Origin of the sequence: Arcobacter sp. (assembly GCF_050300555.1) — a bacterium.
In the GTDB taxonomy this organism is placed as follows: domain Bacteria; phylum Campylobacterota; class Campylobacteria; order Campylobacterales; family Arcobacteraceae; genus Arcobacter.
Genome location: NZ_JBNKXY010000004.1, coordinates 135918 through 156466, shown reverse-complemented (window position 1 = coordinate 156466; position 20549 = coordinate 135918). Strand labels below are relative to the sequence as shown.

Annotated in this window: 19 protein-coding genes; 13 read left to right on the top strand and 6 right to left on the bottom strand. The window is 28.8% G+C overall.

Going from position 1 to position 20549, the window contains the following annotated elements; genetic code table 11:
• Positions 1-75: 75 nt before the first annotated feature.
• Positions 76-543 (bottom strand): hypothetical protein, encoded by a 468-nt coding sequence (locus ACQY5W_RS04580; protein ID WP_428023769.1) that lies wholly within the window; start codon positions 541-543, stop codon positions 76-78.
• A gap of 119 nt (positions 544-662) precedes the next feature.
• Here ACQY5W_RS04580 and ACQY5W_RS04575 point away from each other — a divergent pair, with 119 nt between their 5' ends.
• Positions 663-1400: a hypothetical protein gene (locus ACQY5W_RS04575; RefSeq protein ID WP_428023768.1), complete on the top strand. Its 738-nt coding sequence runs from the start codon at positions 663-665 to the stop codon at positions 1398-1400.
• 66 nt (positions 1401-1466) lie between these two features.
• On the opposite strand, the gene ACQY5W_RS04570 is transcribed toward ACQY5W_RS04575, so the two are convergent.
• The 5 genes from ACQY5W_RS04570 to yajC form a co-directional block, all read right to left on the bottom strand.
• Entirely contained in the window at positions 1467-1772 is a 306-nt protein-coding gene (locus ACQY5W_RS04570) for a CcdB family protein (RefSeq protein WP_428023767.1), read from the bottom strand.
• Entirely contained in the window at positions 1772-2017 is a 246-nt protein-coding gene (locus ACQY5W_RS04565; protein ID WP_428023766.1) for a type II toxin-antitoxin system CcdA family antitoxin, read from the bottom strand. The genes ACQY5W_RS04570 and ACQY5W_RS04565 overlap by 1 nt, the downstream gene beginning before the upstream one ends.
• Positions 2018-2245: 228 nt before the next feature.
• Positions 2246-3217, bottom strand: a complete 972-nt coding sequence (gene secF, locus ACQY5W_RS04560) for a protein translocase subunit SecF (RefSeq protein ID WP_428023765.1) — start codon at positions 3215-3217, stop codon at positions 2246-2248.
• The gene (gene secD, locus ACQY5W_RS04555; protein ID WP_428023764.1) at positions 3217-4785 is read right to left on the bottom strand and encodes a protein translocase subunit SecD; all 1569 of its coding nucleotides are present in this window, start codon (positions 4783-4785) and stop codon (positions 3217-3219) included. Before secD ends, secF begins: the two co-directional genes overlap by 1 nt.
• A gap of 75 nt (positions 4786-4860) precedes the next feature.
• Positions 4861-5130 (bottom strand): preprotein translocase subunit YajC, encoded by a 270-nt coding sequence (gene yajC, locus ACQY5W_RS04550; RefSeq protein ID WP_428023763.1) that lies wholly within the window; start codon positions 5128-5130, stop codon positions 4861-4863.
• Between the two features lie 25 nt (positions 5131-5155).
• Between yajC and ACQY5W_RS04545 the strand changes: the two genes are divergently transcribed.
• The 12 genes from ACQY5W_RS04545 to ACQY5W_RS04490 all read left to right on the top strand — a co-directional run bounded on the left by ACQY5W_RS04545 (position 5156) and on the right by ACQY5W_RS04490 (position 20532).
• Positions 5156-6391 (top strand): apolipoprotein N-acyltransferase, encoded by a 1236-nt coding sequence (locus ACQY5W_RS04545; RefSeq protein ID WP_428023762.1) that lies wholly within the window; start codon positions 5156-5158, stop codon positions 6389-6391.
• 51 nt (positions 6392-6442) lie between these two features.
• Positions 6443-7327, top strand: coding sequence for a DMT family transporter (locus ACQY5W_RS04540; RefSeq protein ID WP_428023761.1), 885 nt, complete (start codon positions 6443-6445; stop codon positions 7325-7327).
• Between the two features lie 192 nt (positions 7328-7519).
• The gene (locus ACQY5W_RS04535; RefSeq protein ID WP_428023760.1) at positions 7520-7753 is read left to right on the top strand and encodes a hypothetical protein; all 234 of its coding nucleotides are present in this window, start codon (positions 7520-7522) and stop codon (positions 7751-7753) included.
• Positions 7753-8412, top strand: a complete 660-nt coding sequence (locus ACQY5W_RS04530; RefSeq protein WP_428023759.1) for a hypothetical protein — start codon at positions 7753-7755, stop codon at positions 8410-8412. Before ACQY5W_RS04535 ends, ACQY5W_RS04530 begins: the two co-directional genes overlap by 1 nt.
• A 22-nt stretch (positions 8413-8434) precedes the next feature.
• Positions 8435-9559: a branched-chain amino acid ABC transporter substrate-binding protein gene (locus tag ACQY5W_RS04525; protein WP_428023758.1), complete on the top strand. Its 1125-nt coding sequence runs from the start codon at positions 8435-8437 to the stop codon at positions 9557-9559.
• A 14-nt stretch (positions 9560-9573) separates the two neighbouring features.
• Positions 9574-10476, top strand: coding sequence for a branched-chain amino acid ABC transporter permease (locus tag ACQY5W_RS04520; protein ID WP_428023757.1), 903 nt, complete (start codon positions 9574-9576; stop codon positions 10474-10476).
• Complete coding sequence (locus tag ACQY5W_RS04515) at positions 10476-11432, top strand: branched-chain amino acid ABC transporter permease (protein ID WP_428023756.1); 957 nt, start codon at positions 10476-10478, stop codon at positions 11430-11432. Before ACQY5W_RS04520 ends, ACQY5W_RS04515 begins: the two co-directional genes overlap by 1 nt.
• Positions 11432-12208: an ABC transporter ATP-binding protein gene (locus ACQY5W_RS04510; RefSeq protein WP_428023755.1), complete on the top strand. Its 777-nt coding sequence runs from the start codon at positions 11432-11434 to the stop codon at positions 12206-12208. Before ACQY5W_RS04515 ends, ACQY5W_RS04510 begins: the two co-directional genes overlap by 1 nt.
• A complete protein-coding gene (locus tag ACQY5W_RS04505) occupies positions 12208-12930 on the top strand; it encodes an ABC transporter ATP-binding protein (RefSeq protein WP_428023754.1) in 723 nt (240 codons plus the stop codon). The genes ACQY5W_RS04510 and ACQY5W_RS04505 overlap by 1 nt, the downstream gene beginning before the upstream one ends.
• 185 nt (positions 12931-13115) lie before the next feature.
• The gene (locus ACQY5W_RS04500) at positions 13116-16685 is read left to right on the top strand and encodes a proline dehydrogenase family protein (protein ID WP_428023753.1); all 3570 of its coding nucleotides are present in this window, start codon (positions 13116-13118) and stop codon (positions 16683-16685) included.
• A 94-nt stretch (positions 16686-16779) separates the two neighbouring features.
• Positions 16780-18477, top strand: coding sequence for a glutamate synthase-related protein (locus ACQY5W_RS04495; RefSeq protein ID WP_428023752.1), 1698 nt, complete (start codon positions 16780-16782; stop codon positions 18475-18477).
• Positions 18478-18666: 189 nt separating this feature from the next.
• Entirely contained in the window at positions 18667-20532 is a 1866-nt protein-coding gene (locus ACQY5W_RS04490; RefSeq protein WP_428023751.1) for a methyl-accepting chemotaxis protein, read from the top strand.
• The last annotated feature ends 17 nt before the right edge of the window (positions 20533-20549 follow it).

Genomic DNA, 20549 nt, shown 5'->3' with positions numbered 1-20549 from the left:
TTCTAAAAGCAGTTATAATAGCTAAAATATGTTAAAAAAGCTCTTTTATAGTTCTAAAAACTAAAAGTATGATTTTTAATTTTTTGAAGTTCGAAGGGACTTGATAAGTTGATATATCAAATAAAAAATTATGATTTTGAAAAATAGTTGAATAATTAGGTTTATTCCCGTATCACTTTGAATCAGCCTAAAAATATTTATGTTGTTTATAAATAAATCAAAAACAAAATCATGGGTAGTAATCAAATAAAGACCAATAAAACCAAATAAAATAAGAAACAAAATAAAACTCTTATTCCAAAATACAAGATTATAAACACATAACCAAATATACACCGTAACTATCAGTCCAATAATTATTTCTGAATAAACACCATCAGGAATATGTAGCATAATACTTGGTGTTTGATGTACAAAAGAGTATTCAATAAGCGTAGCAAGTATTTCAAATATAACTATCCAAAATAGTGCTAAACTCCAACTTTCAGAGTTATTAGAAGTTATTTTATCAAAATTATTTTTTAAAGCTATATATTTTTTCATATTTATTCCATTGTAAAAATTATATTCTATAGTTTTATGTTTAAATTTTGTATTAAAATAATCTTAAAGTTATTATATTATAATTATTCATTAATCCTACTCACAACTAAAGAAATATAATGAATGATTTTAGTAAAAATGAAAAGTCTCTCTTATTTAAGATTGAAACTATACAACGTGAAGCCAGTAATATTAGAAAAGACATCTCAATTAATTTTGCTGTTTTAATTGCACTTGTATCATATTATTCTACTTCAGATATTGTTGGATTACACTATGTACTTTTTTCTATTTTTTCACTAAACTACAAGTATAATGAATTAGAAATTCTCTTATCACTTTATATGTCTTTTTTTATTTTAACTATATGCATAATTATCTTTAGAAATTTAACTATCCTCTATGGAATTAATAAAGAGTTATTTAAATATAAACCTTTAAATTACAAAAAACTATATAATTTTTCAAGCTATGCTTGGATTACAATAGCAACATTACTTTTATTAATAATAACTTATTTATTTTCTACTGATTATTCTAACAGATATACTGAAAAACAAATTGATGATAAAATAAATACTAGTCAAATGAATAGAATAGATTTTCGATTCTGTAACTACGAAAATGTTACTATAATAGGTAAAAAATTCGAAAGAAACTATGATAATAATAAAAACCCTATATCAGTAACTGATACAAAATTAATCCAAATGAATAATATAATTTACAAATGTACAAGGGAAACTTTTATAAAAGACTCTCCAAACAAAATTTTATATAAAGTTTTCTATATCTCTAATGGAAAATCTTATGAATTAAAAGATTTAACTAAAAGCTATCCATCTATCATTTATTAATATAAATTATATTTCCATAGATAAGACTGTTATTTTATTAGATTTTAAAGAACAGTCTTATCAAATTTAAAATCCTGTAATCAAAAAATCAATCGCCCCAATTATTTCATCTCTTCTTTCTTCTAAAGAACAAACTTTTTCACCTATTTTATCATTTGGAATACTTGCAAGTTCAGCAGTTGACATAATAACTTTTTGGTTTTCTATTTCAAATATTGGGTTTAATATTTTTGCACCTTTTGATTTTAAAACTAAAGGAACAACCACCCGGGAGGATAAGTTTTTTAAAATATTATTTTGAATATCTAATAAATAAGGAATAGATTCTTTTGAACTTTCATTTATATTTTTATATACATCAAACTGTGCCATCAGAAACTTCTTAACCCATTGCTAAAAAGACCATTTTGTACTATTCTATTGTTGTAGTCATTGATAGCTTCTTTATTTTCTTCTTCCCATAATTGAACTTCTTTTTCTTTTACTAAAACTTCTAAAGTTTTTTCTATACTTGAAGAAATATTTATCTTATAATATTTTGCCTTTTCCAATAAATCTGAATTGATAGAAACATTTGTAGCTTTTTTCTTTGCTGTTTTATCATAAATAGCAGTCATGTGTACTCCTTATGCATATATTTTATATACATAATTCTAGCATAAAAAAATTTGAAAACAAAGACTAATGAATTTCTAGGAGAAACGTAGTTTATAAATATTAGATTTTGTGAGAATTCAAGGCGGAGAGGAAGTTTAAAGCGGAGCGTACACTTTAGTACGTGAGCATTTAAAATTCCTCTCCAACGCAGAAATTTTGCAAAAGATGATGTTTAGAAACTACGTTTCTTAGACTGTTCCCTGCTCAAACATCGCTCTTAGTTTTTCTTTCTCTTTTTGCTTTTTCATCTTCTCTGCTTCTTTACTTCTAAAATTCTCAATTGAGAATTTAAGCTGTACTAAAAACGAAGCTGCGATAAAAATAGATGAATATGTACCAACAATAATACCAACTAATAATGTAAAGGCAAAACCATTGATAATCTCTCCACCAAAGAAGTATAAAGTTGCAACCACAAAGAATGTTGTCAATGATGTAAGAGTAGTTCTTGATAATGTTCTTGAAACTGATTCATTAACCACAACTCCTAAATCACTCTCTTTAGAAGTTTGAACACCCTCTCTAATTCTATCAAATACAATAATTGTATCATTTAATGAGTACCCAAGGAGTGTAAGAATAGCTGCTAAAATATCAAGATTAACTTCCACATTAAATAAACTCACGGCACCTAAGGCAATCGTAACATCATGCACTAAAGCTAAAATAGAAGCAAAGGCAAATCTCCACTCAAATCTAAATGAAACATAAGCCATAATCACAATAAGTGATAAAACAAATGCCATAAGACCTTTTTCTCTTAATTCACCACCAACTTTTGGACCAACGATATCAACTCTTCTAATCTCAAAGTTTCCAGTATTTACCAATACTTTTCTAATCTCATCACCTAAGTCATTTGATACACTATTTGTAGAACTTGTCACTCTAATAACAATCTCTTCATCACTACCAAATTTCGTAATAGCTGAGTTTTTATACTCTTTTGTATTGTTTAATATCTCTCTAATTTTATCAATTGGAGCAGGAGTTTCATATTTAACTTGAACTAAAGTTCCACCTGCAAAATCAATACCAAAATTAACACCTTTTGTAAGAAGTAATACAATTGATGCCACGACTAAAATAGCTGAAAAACCTAAAAATGGTAATCTCTTACCCATAAAATTGTATATTTTATCACCTTTAAAAAATTCCATTATTTTATCCCAAACCATTTTCTTAAATTTTTCTCTCTATTCATCTTTGGTAATAAAGATTCATAAATACCATGTGTTCCTAAAATAGCTGTTAACATAGATGCCAAAATACCAATAGAAATAGTAATAGCAAACCCTTTAATAGGTCCCGTTCCATATACATATAAAATAACTGCCACAAGAAGTGTTGTAATATTTGCATCTAAGATTGCTCTCATTGCATTTGAATATCCATCTTCGATAGCTTTTGTAATTGATACTCCATTATGAAGTAACTCTTTAATTCTCTCTGTAATAATTACGTTAGCATCAACTGCCATACCTACAGTTAATACAATCCCTGCCATACCAGGAAGTGTTAAAGTAGCTCCAAACATTGCCATAACTGCTATTATTATAAAAATATTTGTTACAAGAGCTACATTTGCAATAACTCCAGCCATTCCATAATAAACAATCATAAATACAACAACTAAAGCAAATCCAGCAATAAGTGCAATCATAGATGCTTTGATAGAATCAGCTCCTAAAGATGGTCCAACACTTCTTTTTTCTAATAACTCAACAGAAGCTGGTAAAGCTCCACTTCTTAAAGCAATTGCAACATTTCCAGCTTCAACTAAAGTAAATCCACCAGAAATTTGTCCACTTCCACCACCAATTCGCTCTCGTATATTTGGAGCAGAATAAACTTTACCATCTAAAACAATAGCAAGTCTTTTTCCTATACTTTTAGAAGTAAATTCTCCAAAAACTTTTGCACCAATAGAGTTTAGAGTAAAATTAATAATTGCTTGATTTGATTGGTCAAAGGCAACTTGTGCATCTGTTACTTGACTTCCATTTAAAATAGGTATTTCTCTTACTAGATATTTTTTTGTTGCATCTTTTGCATCTTCTAAAATAATATCTCCATATTGTGAAGCCTGTGCCGAACTCATAGTGTAAACTTGGTCAAATCTATCCTCATCTACTGCCATAAGTTCTAAGTTTGCAGGTTTAGATATAAGTTCCCTTGCTGCTTGTTCATCAGCTTGTGTTTTAATCCCTGGAAGTTCAACAACTATATCAGTTTGACCTTGTCTTATAACAGTTGGTTCAGCTAGTCCAAATTGGTCAAGTCTGTTTCTAATAGTCTCAACAGCTTGTGATACTGCTTGATCTTTTGTAATAGCTATCTCTTCAGGAGTTAAAGTAATTGAGTAGTTATTATCTTCTGATTTTTCAATGTTCAAACCCTTTATTTTGCTTAACATTTCATCAACTCTTTTAACCTCATCTGGGTCAAGTACTAAAAATCGTACGCTATCAGAATTAATAGTTAAATCTTCTATTAATATCTCTTCATCTTCTGAGTAGTATTTTACGGTTGCTGCTATAGATTTGATTTTTGAAACTACTGCTTCATTGGTTTTAACACCCAAAAGTAAATGCAATCCACCTTGTAAATCAAGTCCTAGTGAGATTTTTTTTCCTGAATCAGTTTGGAGGAAAGATGGTATAGAAAATACTACACCAAAAATAATGCTTAAAATAAATATAATAAGTCTATAATTTAAGATTTTCAATCTTTATCCTTAAATAGTAAGTTAGGTTATAGGAATAAGTGGTAAAACATGTAAAAAATTTACATGTTTTATCTATCAATCAGCAATTCTAGCTACGAACTCTCTTGCTAATTTCATTTCTGAACCATCTATATTTTTTACAGTAAAAGAAGTCTCTTCAACTTTAGAAATTTCAACGATTAAGCCACCATTTGTTACAATCTTATCACCTTTTTTAAGATCCGCAATCATTTGCTTATGCTGTTTAGCTTGCTTTTGTTGTGGTCTAATAATTAAAAAGTAAAATATTGCAAATAATGCAACAAGAGGTAATAATGAACTTATTAAGTCACCGCTTTGACCCATGGTACTTCCTTTATAATGATTTAATATGTTTTTCCTAAAACGCGAGTATTTTAACAAAACCAATATAATAAAAGGCTTGATTACAGCTTTATTGTTTTCAACTCCTATTTATTTGGCATATTTTAATCTTGAAATAAAACTAATAAATACGATTTTTGTACTTTTATCTTTTTATTTTATTCTTACTATAAATAGAAGTTCACTATTTTTTACGGGCTTTTTTATTGGAATATTTTGGTTTTATTGGATAAGTTTTTCCTTTCGATATTATGATTTAACTTTTTTAATTCCTTTAGTTATATTAGGGTTTGCTTTTATATATGCTTTTTTATTTATAGCTATTAGTATAAAAGATCATCTTATCTTAAGAGCCATAATATTTTTCGCTTTAAGTTTTATCGAACCACTTGGTTTTAATTGGTTTAAACCAGAAATTTTACTTTTAGATACTTATTTTGAAGCAAATAAAATTATTCTAGCACTACTTATTTTTACTACGATATTTTTAGTAAAAAAAAGAGTTCTTTTTTACTTTATTTGCATACTAATTATCTTTTTTATAAATTTAAACCCTAGTCCAGAAAAAATAAATAACATAAAAATATCTTTGCCTGAATATTCAGTTAATCAAGATTATAAATGGGACAGAAAAAACCTAGCTTCAATTATTGATATGAATTTTGAACAAATAAATAGTGCAATCAAAAACAAAGATGATGTGGTGGTTTTACCAGAGACTGCTTTCCCTTTGCTACTAAATAAACAAGAATTCATAATGCAAAGTTTACTTGATAAATCACATCACATCACTATTGTAACAGGAGCACTATTTTATGAAAAAGGTGAATACAAAAACTCAACATATATTTTTAATAATGGTAATGTAAAACTTGCACATAAGGTTGTACTTGTACCTTTTGGTGAAGCTATTCCTTTGCCTAAATTTATTACTGATTTTATTAATGATACTTTTTATAATGGAGCAAAAGATTATACGAAAGAAAAAAATCCAACTGATTATAAAGTAAAAGATACTAATTTTAGAAATGCCATTTGTTATGAAGCTACAAGTGAAGAGTTGTATCAAAATCTCAAAAATACAAAAAACATGATAGTAATTTCAAATAATGCTTGGTTTACCCCATCTATAGAGCCTACTTTGCAAAAACTTTTGTTAAGACTTTACTCAAATAAATATGGGATAAATATTTTTCATCAAGTAAATGGAAGCAAAAACTATTTAATAAGTTCAAATAAATAATTTTTCATAAAGCTTTTTAGGAGTAACATTTCAAAAAATTTTAGGAAAATTATGAATTTATTATCAAATGATTACAAATATGCTTTATTGGCTGTATTTCTTTGGTCAACTGTTGCAACAGCATTTAAAATATCTTTGCAATCATTGGCTCCATATGAACTTTTATTTTATTCTAGTTTAGTCTCTACTATACTTTTTTTATCAGTTATTATCAAAAATAGACAACTAAAAGTTTTATTTGAATTTATAAATAACAATAAAAAAAATGTATTAATATCCTCTTTATTAAATCCATTTTTATATTATTTGATGCTTTTTAAAGCCTATGACTTATTGCCAGCACAAGAAGCACAAGCCATAAACTATACTTGGGCTTTAGTCTTAGCATACTTTTCTGCAATATTTTTAAAGCACTCACTTACACTAAAGGATATCATTGCAGGTATTATGTGTTATTTTGGAGTACTAATTATTTCAACTAAAGGAAATGTCTTAGGTTTAGAATTTTCAAATTTAGAAGGTTTGATGTATGCAATTATATCAACTATACTTTGGGCAACATATTGGATAATAAACACTAAAAATAAATTTGACCCTATTATAAGTCTATGTTCTTACTTTTTGGTATCACTACCTTTTATTTCTATTTATATACTTCTATTTCACTCATTTTCAATTCCAAGTATTGAAGGTATTTTAGGAGCTACTTATGTGGGATTATTTGAAATGGGTATTACCTTTTTATTATGGTTAAAAGCATTACAACTAACACCAAAGGTTGGTAGAATTGCAAACTTAATATTTATCTCTCCTTTTATCTCTTTAATCTTTATACACTTTATAGTTGGTGAAGAGATTTTTATTTCTACAGTAATTGGATTAATTACAATAATCTTAGGACTAATTTTACAACAACTAAAAAAATCTCCATTTTAACTCTTACGTAGCATTAACATAGCATTAACATAGCATTAACATAGCATTTCATAAAAAAAGCCAAAATGTATATTTTTTATACAGTTTTTGGCTAATTTTTAAGTCCCAGTTAAGTTTCAATATGAAATAATCCCTAATATAAAAAAGGTAGTACAAAAAGTAGTACCAAATTTTTATTAGGACTTTTAGAAAATGGCAAAGCTTAAAAATAACAGAGCAGTTATTCAAAATGTTATTGATAAACATTTAAAAAAAAACAAAAAAGAGGTTTCACAACTAACTATTAAAATAAATAGTGAGTTAGATGTAGCACTTGTTATTTTAAGTAAAAATCTAGGAATTTCTAAAAATAAACTTATTGAAGATATTTTATTTGAAAGTGGAATTATTCAAGAAGTTGATGAAAACTATAGAGAGCACGAATAATGAATATATTTCCAAAGCAAGATGAAGTTATTGATGCAGTAATTGCAGGAATAAACAAAGCGAAAAGAAATTATAGCTTTTGGACTTCAGATGAATTATATCTATCTAATGCAACTGAAAACTTTTTGACGATTCATGTTGCACAAGAAATAGGTAAAATTGAAGATACTCCAGAGATATTTATAGATGCTACTGTTTCTGACATCTTAAGATGTTCTTTACCAAATAGAACTGCTTTTAAAGAGTTTATGAAAAATAAATCAATAACTGATAGATACTTATCTATCACACTTGATACAAGGTTTAAACATCGAACAGATAATGACTCTATATCAAGAGTTATTATGTCAATAAAAAATGGTGTAAGAAATGCACAAGATGAATATAAAAATGACATTCATCTTATGTGTCAAATGTTAGAGCGAACAAAAAAAGAAGATTCAACTTTGGATTATGGAATGTTTGCTTTTTATTTAGATATTTCTAATAGTGCAAGAAAAGATGCAAAAAAAAGATTAGAAGAGATAATAAAAGCATTTGATGAAATAGTTTATTCATACAAAAATTTAAAATCTAGTTTCAAAGGAGGCGATATAAAAAAAATAGAAAAAATTGGTGAATGGTGTATCGGTTGTTACATCATAGAGCATACTTTATAAATCAAAAATAGAAAGGGAAAAAATGAATATAAAAAATATAACAAAAGCTATTGCAGTAAGTGCAATTGTTACTAGCTCATTATTAGCTAGCGATGTGGTTAAAATTGGGGTTCAAGCACCAATTACAGGAGAATATGCAAATGAAGGTCAAAGTATAGAAAACTTTGTAAAACTTATAGTAGATGAGAAAAATGCTGCAGGTGGACTTCTTGGTAAAAAAATCGAAGTTGTAACTTGTGATGACGAAGCAAAAGCTCAAAAAGCTGCAGTTTGTGCTAAAAAATTAGCAAATGAAGGTGTTATTGCTGTAATTGGTTCTTATACTTCAGGTGCAACTGAAGCAGCACAAACTACATATTTTAGAAAAAATATACTTCAAACAAGTGATGGAACAAGTGATTCTTTAATTACAAAAAAATACTGGACTTTCTTTAGAAATTCTTTTCCAAACTCTTCTCAAAGTGATTTTACAGCTGAGTATATGGTAAAAACTAAAAAATATAAAAATATCGTAGTTTTATCTGACTATTCTTCTTATTCAACTGGTCTTGGTGATGCAACAGAAGCTTCAATAAAAGCACTTGGTGGAAATGTAATTTTCAGAGGAAAAATCAAATCAGGTACTCAAAACTTTACAGCAATGTTAACAAAAGTTAAAGCAATGAACCCAGATGTAATTTACTACTCTGGTTACTATACTGATGGTGGATTGTTAAGAGCTCAACAAAAACAATTACAAATAAATGCTGACTTTATCGGTGGGGATTCAAATGATAACCCAGATTTCTATAAACTTGCAGGTGATGCAGCCGAAGGTACAGTTTTAATTAACTTCCCAACTCCTGAAATTTTACCATACCCAGAAGCTAAAAAATATTTAGCAGCATATAAAGATAGATTTAAAATGAATCCTCCATCAATTTGGCCTGTTACAAATGCAGATGGATTAAGAGCTGTTATTGAAGGTGTTGAAAAAACAAAATCATTTGATACTAAAAAGATTTCTGATTACATTAGAAATACTATGAAAGATTTCGCAGGAATTACTGGACCATTTAACATTAGAGAAGATGGTGAAAGAGTTGGTGCTAAATTTGTTGTTTATAAAATGAAAAATGATGGTACAAAACAAGTAGTTACTGAATAATAGGGCATTAAAATATGGATACTTTACTTCAACAGTTAATAAATGGTTTAACAATAGGAAGTCTGTATGCATTGGTAGCTTTAGGTTATACAATGGTTTACGGTGTGATGAAGTTAATTAACTTCGCACACGGTGACCTTGTTGCCTTTTCTGCTTATGTAGGATTGACTATTTTTACGCAGTTTTATGGTTCAAATGCATTGTCATTAGTAAATATTGTTATTGTATTTACATTAACAGCGTTAGTTGTGGCTTTTGTGGGTGTTCTTCTTGAGCGTCTTGCATATAGACCTTTAAGAACGGCACCAAGATTAAGTGCTGTTGTTTCAGCACTTGGTGCATCTCTTGTAATACAAAATGGAATTATGCTTATTTGGGGTCCAAATATGGAAATTTTTCCAGCTGATGTATTTCCAAGCACTTCATGGAACTTTGGTGGGGTAATTATTTCATTTACACAATTAGTAATTTTAGCACTTTCATCTGTACTAATGATTGCACTTTATTTATTTATTAATAAAACAAAAATGGGAACAGCAATTAGAGCATCAGCAATTGATCAAGATGCTGCAAAACTTATGGGTATCAATGTAAATAGAGTTATTATGACTATTTTTATTATTGGTTCTATGTTAGGAGCAATTGGTGGTTTATTTATTGGAATTTATTATAGAGGTTTAACATTTGATATGGGATGGCTTTATGGTTTAAATGCCTTTATTGCAGCAATTATTGGTGGAATTGGAAATATTCCAGGAGCTATGCTTGGTGGATTATTACTTGGATTATTTAATGCCTTAATTTCAGGATATATCTCTACTACATGGGCAGAGACATTTACATTTATTTTATTAATTATAATATTAATTGTAAAACCAACTGGAATTCTTGGTGAAAAAACGGCGGAGAAAGTATAATGAACAGAACAACAATTATTGCTACACTTTTTTTAATAATCATGGCAGTTTTTCCTTTTTTAGTTGACTCTGCTTGGTTAAGTATTGGTATTACATTTTTAGTATTTGCTGTTGTTGCATTTTCTCAAGATATTATTCTAGGACGTGCTGGTGTATTTAATATGGGACATGCCATTTTCTTTGGTATGGGAGCATATACAACAGCTATATTAAATGTACATTTTGGTTTTACTATTATTGAAACTATTCCATTTGCAATTTTATTGCCAGTTGTTATTTCTGTTTTACTTGCAGGTCCAATTATTCACTTAAGAGGAGATTATTTATTAGTTGCAACTGTTGGTTTTAATATTATATTTGAACAAGTACTAAAAAATGACATCTTTGGTTTAACAGGTGGTCCAAATGGTATTTTTGGAATTGATTTTATTAAAGTTTTTGGATATGAATTTACATCTGATACATCAATTTATTATGTTGCATTTGGTTTATTAATTATAACTTTATTTATTATAAGAAATTTAGATACTTCAAAATATGGAAGAGCCTTATATTATATAAATAAAAATGAAATTGCAGCAAAATCTATGGGTGTTAACATTTCATACTACAAACTTTTTGCTTTTGCTTTAGGTGCTGCTATTGCTGGAGCTGCGGGTGCGGTATTTGCAGTACAATATTCAGCTGTAAGTCCAGAGTCATTTAACTTTATGCAATCAGTTATGTTCTTTGCAATTGTTTTAGTTGGTGGATCAGCTTCACTTCCTGGAATTATTGTTGGTACATTTGTTATGTTCGTTTTACCTGAATTATTTACAGAATTTAAAGAATCAAGATATTTAATTTTTGGGGCAGCTATGGTTCTTACAATGATATTAAGACCAAATGGTGTTTGGCCAGCAAAATTCGGAAATATCCCAAAATTTCTTAAAGAGAAAGCGGGGGAGGCAAAATAATGAAATATGTACTAGAGATTGAAAATGTTACAAAATATTTCCATGGATTAGTTGCAATTGATAATTTAACTATTAATGTAAAACCAGGTCAAATATATGGAATCATTGGACCTAATGGTGCTGGAAAAACTACATTATTCAACTGTGTAACAGGTATTTATACTCCAGAACGTGGAACAATTAGATATAAAGGTGAAGATATTACAGGAATGGAACCACATAAAATTGCTCAAAGAGGGGTTTTAAGAACATTCCAAAATATTAGATTATTTAAAGAGATGAGTGTAGCAGAAAATATTATTGCAGGATGTCACACAAAATCTAAACAAAATTGGTACCATGCGATTATTCACACTCCTTTTTATAAAAAAGATGAAAAGAAACGATGGGAAAAAGTTGATGAATTGATGGATTTTTTTGGTTTATCTAAATATGCTGATACGCCAGCAGGTGACTTATCATATGGTAATCAAAGAAAAGTAGAAATGGCAAGAGCACTTGCAGCTGAACCTGAGCTTCTTATCTTAGATGAGCCAGCAGCTGGACTTAATGAAAATGAAACAATCGAACTTACAAATATCATCTTAAAAATAAAAGAGATGGGACTTGGGATTATGATGATTGAACATGATATGGATATGGTTATGAAATTAACTGATTATATCACTGTTATTAACTTTGGTAAAGAGATTTCTCAAGGTGTTCCATCTTTTGTTCAAGATGACCCAAAAGTAATTGAAGCATATATTGGAACAGATGATGAGGAGAACGAATAATGGTAAATAATGAAGTATTATTAGAGATTAGAGATCTTCATGTATCTTATGGAGCAATTTCAGCTATTAAAGGTATCTCTTTAAAAGTATTAAGAGGAGAAGTTGTAACAATTCTTGGTGCAAATGGTGCTGGGAAAACTACAACTTTACAAACAATTTCTGGACTTCTAAAAGCGAAATCAGGAAATATTATTTTTGATAAAAATGATATTACTAAATGTGAAGCGCATGATATTGTAGGACTTGGTATGTCTCATTCTCCTGAAGGAAGAAGAGTTTTTGGAACATTGACTGTTGAAGAAAATCTTATGATGGGAGCTTATACATTAAAACACCATGATAAAGAGACTTTAGAGTGGATTTATGACATTTTACCAAGATTAAAAGAGAGAAAAAAACAACTTGCAGGTACTTTATCTGGTGGTGAGCAACAAATGCTTGCTATTGGAAGAGCTATTATGAGTAAGCCTAAACTTTTAATTTTGGATGAGCCATCACTTGGACTTGCTCCAATTTTAATTAAAGCAATTTTTAAAGCAGTAAAAGAGATTGCATTAAGTGGTGTTACAGTTTTACTAGTAGAACAAAATGCAAAAGCAGCGTTAAAACTAGCTGACAGAGCATATGTTTTAGAAGTAGGAAAAATAACACATGAAGGAACTGCAGAAGAGTTATTAAACTCAAAAACAATTCAAGAAGCGTATTTAGGGAAAAAACATTAATTATGAGACATAAACGTAGATTAAAATCAAAAATACAAGATTTACATAAAGGCCAGTGAATCCTTAATTAAAATAGCAAAATGACTATATTTAAAGTCATTTGTCTTTTGAGCACATTTAAAAGGAGTGCTCTTAGACTGCTTAAAAAATAATTTAAGAAAACAATAAATTTTTAAGGATAATAAATGAAAAACGAAACAGAAATTATAAACTCAGCAATACAATTAGCTGAAAAATGGCAAAATAGAGCAACACAACTTGTAAGTGATTGGGATAGAGAATTTTATGTAAAAATGAATAAAATGCTTGAACATCCTAAAGATAAAGCTCTTTTAATAGAGTTGATGGATCAATGTTTTAGATGTGATTCTAATGCAAGGGTTGCTGATCAAATTATTTTTCTTTTAGAAAAACATGGAATGGCTCACTTTTTTACGACTAAAGATAAAACACTTTTATGGTTATTCCAAAACTTTGGTAAATTTTTACCAAACTTATCTGTTCCTATGTTTGTAAATCAAATAAGAGAAGATACAAAAACAGTAGTTATTAAAGGAGAGGATGAGCCTTTTAATAAACACTTAATAATGAGAAAAAAAGAAGGTACTAGAGTAAATATCAATTTAATTGGTGAAGTTGTTCTTGGTGAAGAAGAAGCTAGTGAAAGAATGGAAAAATATTTAAAAGCACTAACTAATCCAAATATTGACTATATTTCAATCAAAATATCAACAATTTATTCTCAAATCAACGCATTAAACTTTGAACATACAGTTGAAGTATTAGTTGAAAAACTATCTAAAATATTTGCACAAGCACAAAAATATCCTTATATTGCACCAGATGGTACAAAATCAAATAAATTTATAAATCTTGATATGGAAGAGTATAGAGATTTAGCTATTACTGTTGAAGTATTTAAAAGAACATTAGACAAACCTGAATTTAAAAACTTTTATGCAGGTATCGTTTTACAAGCATATTTACCTGATTCATTTAATTGGCAAAAAGATTTATGTGAATGGGCAAAAGTAAGAGTTCAAAATGGTGGAAGCCCTATCAAGTTTAGACTTGTAAAAGGTGCTAACATGGAAATGGAAGAGACTGAAGCTAGTCAAAAACATTGGGAAATGGTTACATATACTGATAAATCTGATACAGACTCAAACTATAAAAGAATGGCAAGATATGCACTTCAAAGTGAAAATGCTCCATATATGCACATAGGAACTGCTTCTCACAATCTTTTTGAGCTAGCATATGCTACTACATTAGCAGAAGAAAATAATACAACGGCATACCATACATTAGAGATGTTAGAAGGTATGAGTGAAGCTGCAAGATTAGCAATCAAAGAGATTTCAAAATCTGTAATTTTATATGCTCCAACTGCTGCAAAAGAACAATTTACAAATGCAATTGCTTACTTAGTAAGAAGACTTGATGAAAATACTGGTCCTGATAACTTTATTAGATACTCTTTTGGATTGACTGTTGGTTCAAAAGATTGGAAGATGCAAAAAGAGCTATTTTTAAAATCTTTTGAAAATGAAAAAACATCATTTGTAGGTGCAAAAAGAAAACAAAATAGACTTGAAGAAAAATGGGATGATTTCTCTAACTCATCTTATGACACAAAAGAATATCATGCAGAAGCTGACACAGATTTCGTATTACCTAAAAATCAAGAATGGGCTAGAAATATTGTAAAAAAATGGAAGTTTACAAAAGATACAGAACATAAAATTGCTCCAATAGTTGTTGGTGGTGAAGAGATTGTTGAAGGTAGAAAAATTGTTGAAGCAATTGATAAATGCCAACTAAAAGATGGTGTTTTAGCAGGTAAATTTGCAAATGCAAATGCTGAAGACCTTAAAAAAGCTGTTGAAATAGCGAAAGCAGATGTTGATGGTTGGAGAAGTTTAACACATGAACAAAGACATGCTGCACTTAAAAAAGTTGCTATTAAATTAAGAGAAAGAAGAGATGATTTAATAGGTATTGCGGCTGCTGAAGTTGGTAAAGTTTTCACTGAAACTGATGTTGAAGTTTCTGAAGCAGTTGACTTCGTAGAATTCTACCCATATAGTGCACACTATTTTGAAAAATATTCAAACTTAGAGTTTACAGGGAAAGGTGTTGGTGTTGTTGTACCACCTTGGAACTTCCCTGTTGCTATTCCATTAGGTGGAGTTGCTGCTACACTTGCTGCTGGAAATACAGTTATTATCAAACCAGCTTCTGTTGCTGCTTTAACTGCTTATGAAATGTGTAAATGTTTTTGGGATGCTGGTATTTCTAAAAATGTATTACAATTTACTCCTTGTCCAGGAGCACTTGCTGGTGAGCATTTAATTGCAAATAAAGATGTAGATTTTGTAATTTTAACTGGTGGTGAAGATACAGCGGCTACTATGCTAAAAACAAGACCTGATCTATTGCTAACAGCAGAAACTGGTGGAAAAGATGCAACTATTGTAACAAATATGGCTGATAGAGAACAAGCAGTTAAAAATGTTTGTAATAGTGCATTTGGAAACTCTGGTCAAAAATGTTCTGCTACTTCACTTTTAGTATTGGAAGAAGAAGTTTATAATGATGAAGGATTTAAAAAAGCTTTAGTAGATACTGCACGTTCAATGAGTGTTGGTTCTGTTTGGGATTTCAAAAACAGAATTGGTACTTTAGCAAATCCTGTTTCTGGAAATCTTAAAAAAGCAATTGAAACTCTTGAAGGTAATGAAGAGTGGTTATTGGCACCTGAATATGCTGAAAACAATGAATATATGCTAAAACCAGCAATTAAATGGGGAGTTAGTGAAGGAAGTTTTATTCATATGAACGAACTTTTTGGACCTGTACTTGCTGTTATAAAAGCAAAAGATTTAGCACACGCTGTTAAAATTGTAAATGATACTGGATATGGTTTAACTTCTGGAATTGAATCACTAGATGAAAGAGAAGTAGCATACTGGAAAGAGAACCTTAAAGCTGGAAATCTTTATGTAAATAGAGGAACAACAGGAGCAATAGTTCTTAGACAACCATTTGGTGGAATGGGTAAATCTGCAATTGGTGCAGGAAGAAAAGTTGGTATTTTCAACTACATTACACAATTTGTTGACTTTACAGAAAAATCAGCTCCAAAAACATCAAAAAAATATACTACTGAATTAAGTAAATTTATTGATGATTGTAAATCTTCTGGAAAAAATAAAGAGGATTTTGAAAAATTATCTATTGCCTTACAATCATATTATGAAAACTATGAAAATGAATTTAGTAAAGCAAAAGATTATTGTGAAGTAAGAGGAGAAGATAACCACTTTAAATATCTTCCTTTAACAAGAGTTATTATTAGAGTAAGTTCAGATGATACTATTTTTGAAGCCGTATCAAGAATACTTGCTGCAAAAGTTTCAAATGTTCAATTTACTGTTTCTGTAAACAATAATAAAGAGATTACTGAATTTTTAAGAAAATCTCCACAATTAATTGGAGCAGGAAATAATCTTGTTGAACAAGATGACAAAACATTTGCAAGTGTAATTAAAGATTATCAAAGAGTTATTTACTCAAATATATCTAAAGTTCCAAGCGCAATTTTTGAAGAAGCAGCAAAAACTCTTACATTTATTGTAAGACAAGCGCCAATGATGGAAGGAAGAATTGAACTTCTTAATTATTTCATTGAGCAATCAATATCTCACTCATTCCATAGATATGGAAATATTGGAGCAAGAGGTTTAAAATAAGAAGGTTTATTCCTTCTTATTAACCTTTTATTTTAACCCAGTATTTACACATATTGTGATGTTAAAATCCTTAAAAATTTAATAGGAAAAATCTATGGGAACATGGTTTATTATTTTGATAGTTTTTTGTTTGATTATATTCATGTGGTATGTACATGATAAATATGTTCAAAGAACACATCAAATTTTAGTTAATTATCCAATAATAGGTCGTTTAAGATTTGTTTTTCAAGAATTTAGAGAACCTTTTAGACAATACTTTGGTGACGAAAAATTTTATGAATCAATGGATAAATTAGATTGGGTATATAGTGCCTCAAGAGACAAAGTAAACTTTTCATCTTTCTCTCCATCTCAACCTTTACCAAAACCAAAATTTATGCTTAGACATGTAAATATTGTATTAAATGATAATGAAGTTGATGATGATTTTTCAGTTACTTTTGGAGAAAAAAGAGAAAAACCATTTGTTGCTTCTTCTATAATAGGAAGAGCCCCTATGAGTGATGGTTCTATATCTCCTGAAGGAACTAGAGCTTTTGTTTATGGTGCACAAAGAGGTAATTTTCCTATCAATTCAGGAGAAGGTGGATTAACATCAAATTTTTTTGTTACACACTATAACTATGATAAAAATTATATGCAAGTAGTTAGAGGAAACTCTTTTATTTATAGAGTTTTTAAACTTGCTAAATTCTTTTTTAATGAACCAGTAGCAATTGATTTTTATAGAAAAATGATATTTAAAGGGAATCAAGAAGCAGATACCTATGTGTTTAATAAAGATAAAAAATGTTTTTATAGACCAAATTGGAATGCACCACTTGAAAATTTCCCAAAAGAAGTTCCTGCTGATATGCCTGATATTATTTTACAAATTAGTTCAGGGCTTTATGGTGTAAGGGATAAAGATGGTAATTTTGATATGGAACGTTACAAAAAGCAAATGAGCTTTTGTAAGATGACAGAAATTAAACTTGCACAAGGGGCAAAACAAACTGGTGGGAAATTAGTAGCAGAAAAAGTTACTCCATCAATTGCTTACTATAGAAATATTGAAGCACATAAGGATTTATTTTCACCAAATAGATTTCCATATGCTACTTCAAATGAAGAACTTTTTGATTTTATTGGCACACTTCAAGAAGCTTCAGGGAAACCTGTAGGAATTAAAATTGTAGTTTCTGATTATGACAATATTGTTCCAATAGCAAAAGAGATTAAAAGAAGAATACCTTTAAATCTTCCATTCCCTGATTATATTTCTATCGATGGTGGTAGTGGTGGAAGTGCTACTGCACCTTTAGAGATGATGGAACGAATTGGTATGGACATTAGAGATGCTTTATATTTAGTTGATAAAGTTCTCAAAGATTATGGTGTAAGAGAACACATAAAAATATCTGCTAGTGGAAAAATTTTAACACCTGATGATGTTGTAATTACATTGTGTTTAGGTGCTGATTTTGTACAAATTGCAAGAGGTTTTATGATGAGTGCAGGATGTATTAGAGCTAGATATTGTTCAGGAGCTACTAAACATCAATGTCCAGTTGGACTTGCAACACAGGATATCAAAAAAAGACGACATTACTTTGTTCAAAAACATTCAAATTATGTAAAAAATTATCATAATAATATTTTAAAAAGTATGAAAAGTCTATTAGCAGTAATGGGACTTAAAAATGTAAAAGAATTAAATAAAGAAAAATTAATATTTTTAGATATTGATTCAATAATACATGATGATATGGATGCATTATTTGAAAGAAGGATATCACTCAAAAAATAAGTTTTTGTATCCACTAGCGAGTAGGTATATTTAAAAGACACACCCCCCATATGTCCTCTTTATATTCCGTCCGTATGCCTACTCACTAGTGGATACAATATTATTAATTAAATTTTTATTTAATAATTTTTATTAAGATAAAAAAATGAATTTTAAAATATAATATAACATAGTTTTAAAGGATTAAATATGTTAAATATAAATAACTTAAACATAGGCAAAAGAATCATTATTGCACCAGCAATAGCTATGATATTTTTACTAGTTTTGACACTTTTTTCTAATAAAGCACTAAAATCAGATAGAGAAACACTAAATGAAATAGTTCAAGTTAAATTTGAACTTTATGTTTTAAGTACAAAACTTTTGACTGATATGGAGTTATATAACACTGTATTATATAAAGTATTTAACTATGTAACTGGAGCATATGAAGAGTCTGAAATTGAAGCTGAAGTTAAAGTATTAATTAATATACAAAAAGAAGTTAACCAAGATATAAAAAAACTAAAACAAGCAATAGTTCATGATGAAAATGTTATAAAAAGTATTAAACAAATAGAAGTTGATATAAAAGAATATAATACTCAAATAAACGATGCAATGAACGATGTTATGAATATCTATTTAGATAAAATTTTAGAGACAGATATTCCATATTCTAAGATAACTAAAGAGTTAAATAAGATTACAAAATTTGCTTATAATGAAAATAATAAAAGCTACGACTTAGCGTTAGAAAAAATTAGCAATACCTTATCTACACTAAATGTTCTAAGTATTATTGCCTTTGCCTTATCATTTAGCATTATTATTTTTGTTACTAAATCAATTATAAACCCTTTGAAAAAGTTTCAAGATGGACTTCTTGAATTCTTTAGGTATTTAAATAAAGAGATTGATGATACACAACTAATTGAATTAAATAGTAGTGATGAATTAGGTAAAATGGCTAGTGCTATAAATAATGGTATTTTACAAATAAAAGATGGTGTAGAAAAAGACAAACTGTTAGTTGCTAGTTCAATTGAATGTGCAAATGAAGCAAAAAAAGGTTTTTTAAATGTAAGAATAAGTGGTAGTACAAATAATCCTGCTTTAACTGAATTAAAAGACGTAATAAATGAAATGCTAAGTTCAATTGAATCAAATATAAAAAATGCAATGATAGTTTTAGATAAATATACTCAATATGACTACAGACCAAAAGTAGATTTAAAAACCATGGGTGGTGATTTAAAAGAATTAAGTGAAGATATAAATAGTTTAGGAAGTGCAATTACTTCTATGCTTTTAGAAAATAAAGAGTTAGGACAATTTTTATCAAACAAAGCAGATACCCTATCTGCAAATGTTCATACGCTAAGCTCTTCAGCAAACAATCAAGCTGCATCCCTTGAAGAAACAGCTGCTGCAATCGAAGAGATAACAGCAAATATGAAAAATAGTTCCCATAATATTTTAGAAGTTACAAATTATGCAAATGAAGTATCACAATCAGTTAATGATGGATTAGAGTTAGCATCTAAAACAACATCAGCTATGGATATAATAAATGAGCAAACAAATGCCATTGCGGATGCTATAACTGTTATTGACCAAATAGCATTCCAAACAAATATTCTTTCACTTAATGCTGCTGTTGAAGCAGCTACTGCTGGTGAAGCAGGAAAAGGATTTGCGGTTGTTGCTGCAGAAGTTAGAAATCTAGCTTCTAGAAGTGCTGAAGCTGCAAAAGAGATAAAATCACTTGTTGAAAATGCAACAATAAAAGCAAATGATGGTAAAACAATTTCAAATGAGATGATTAATGGATATGGAAAATTAAATGAAAATATCCAACATACACTAAAACTTATCTCAGAAGTTTCAACTTCATCAAAAGAACAATTTAGTGCAATGGAACAAATCAACGATACTGTTAATAGATTAGATCAAGTAACACAACAAAATGCCTCTTCAACAAGTGAGTCAAATAAAATTGCTCAAGAGGTAAAAGAAATAGCAGAAAAAGTTGTATTACATACAAATGAAAAGGAATTTGAAGGAAAATAAAACTCTATTTAATATCT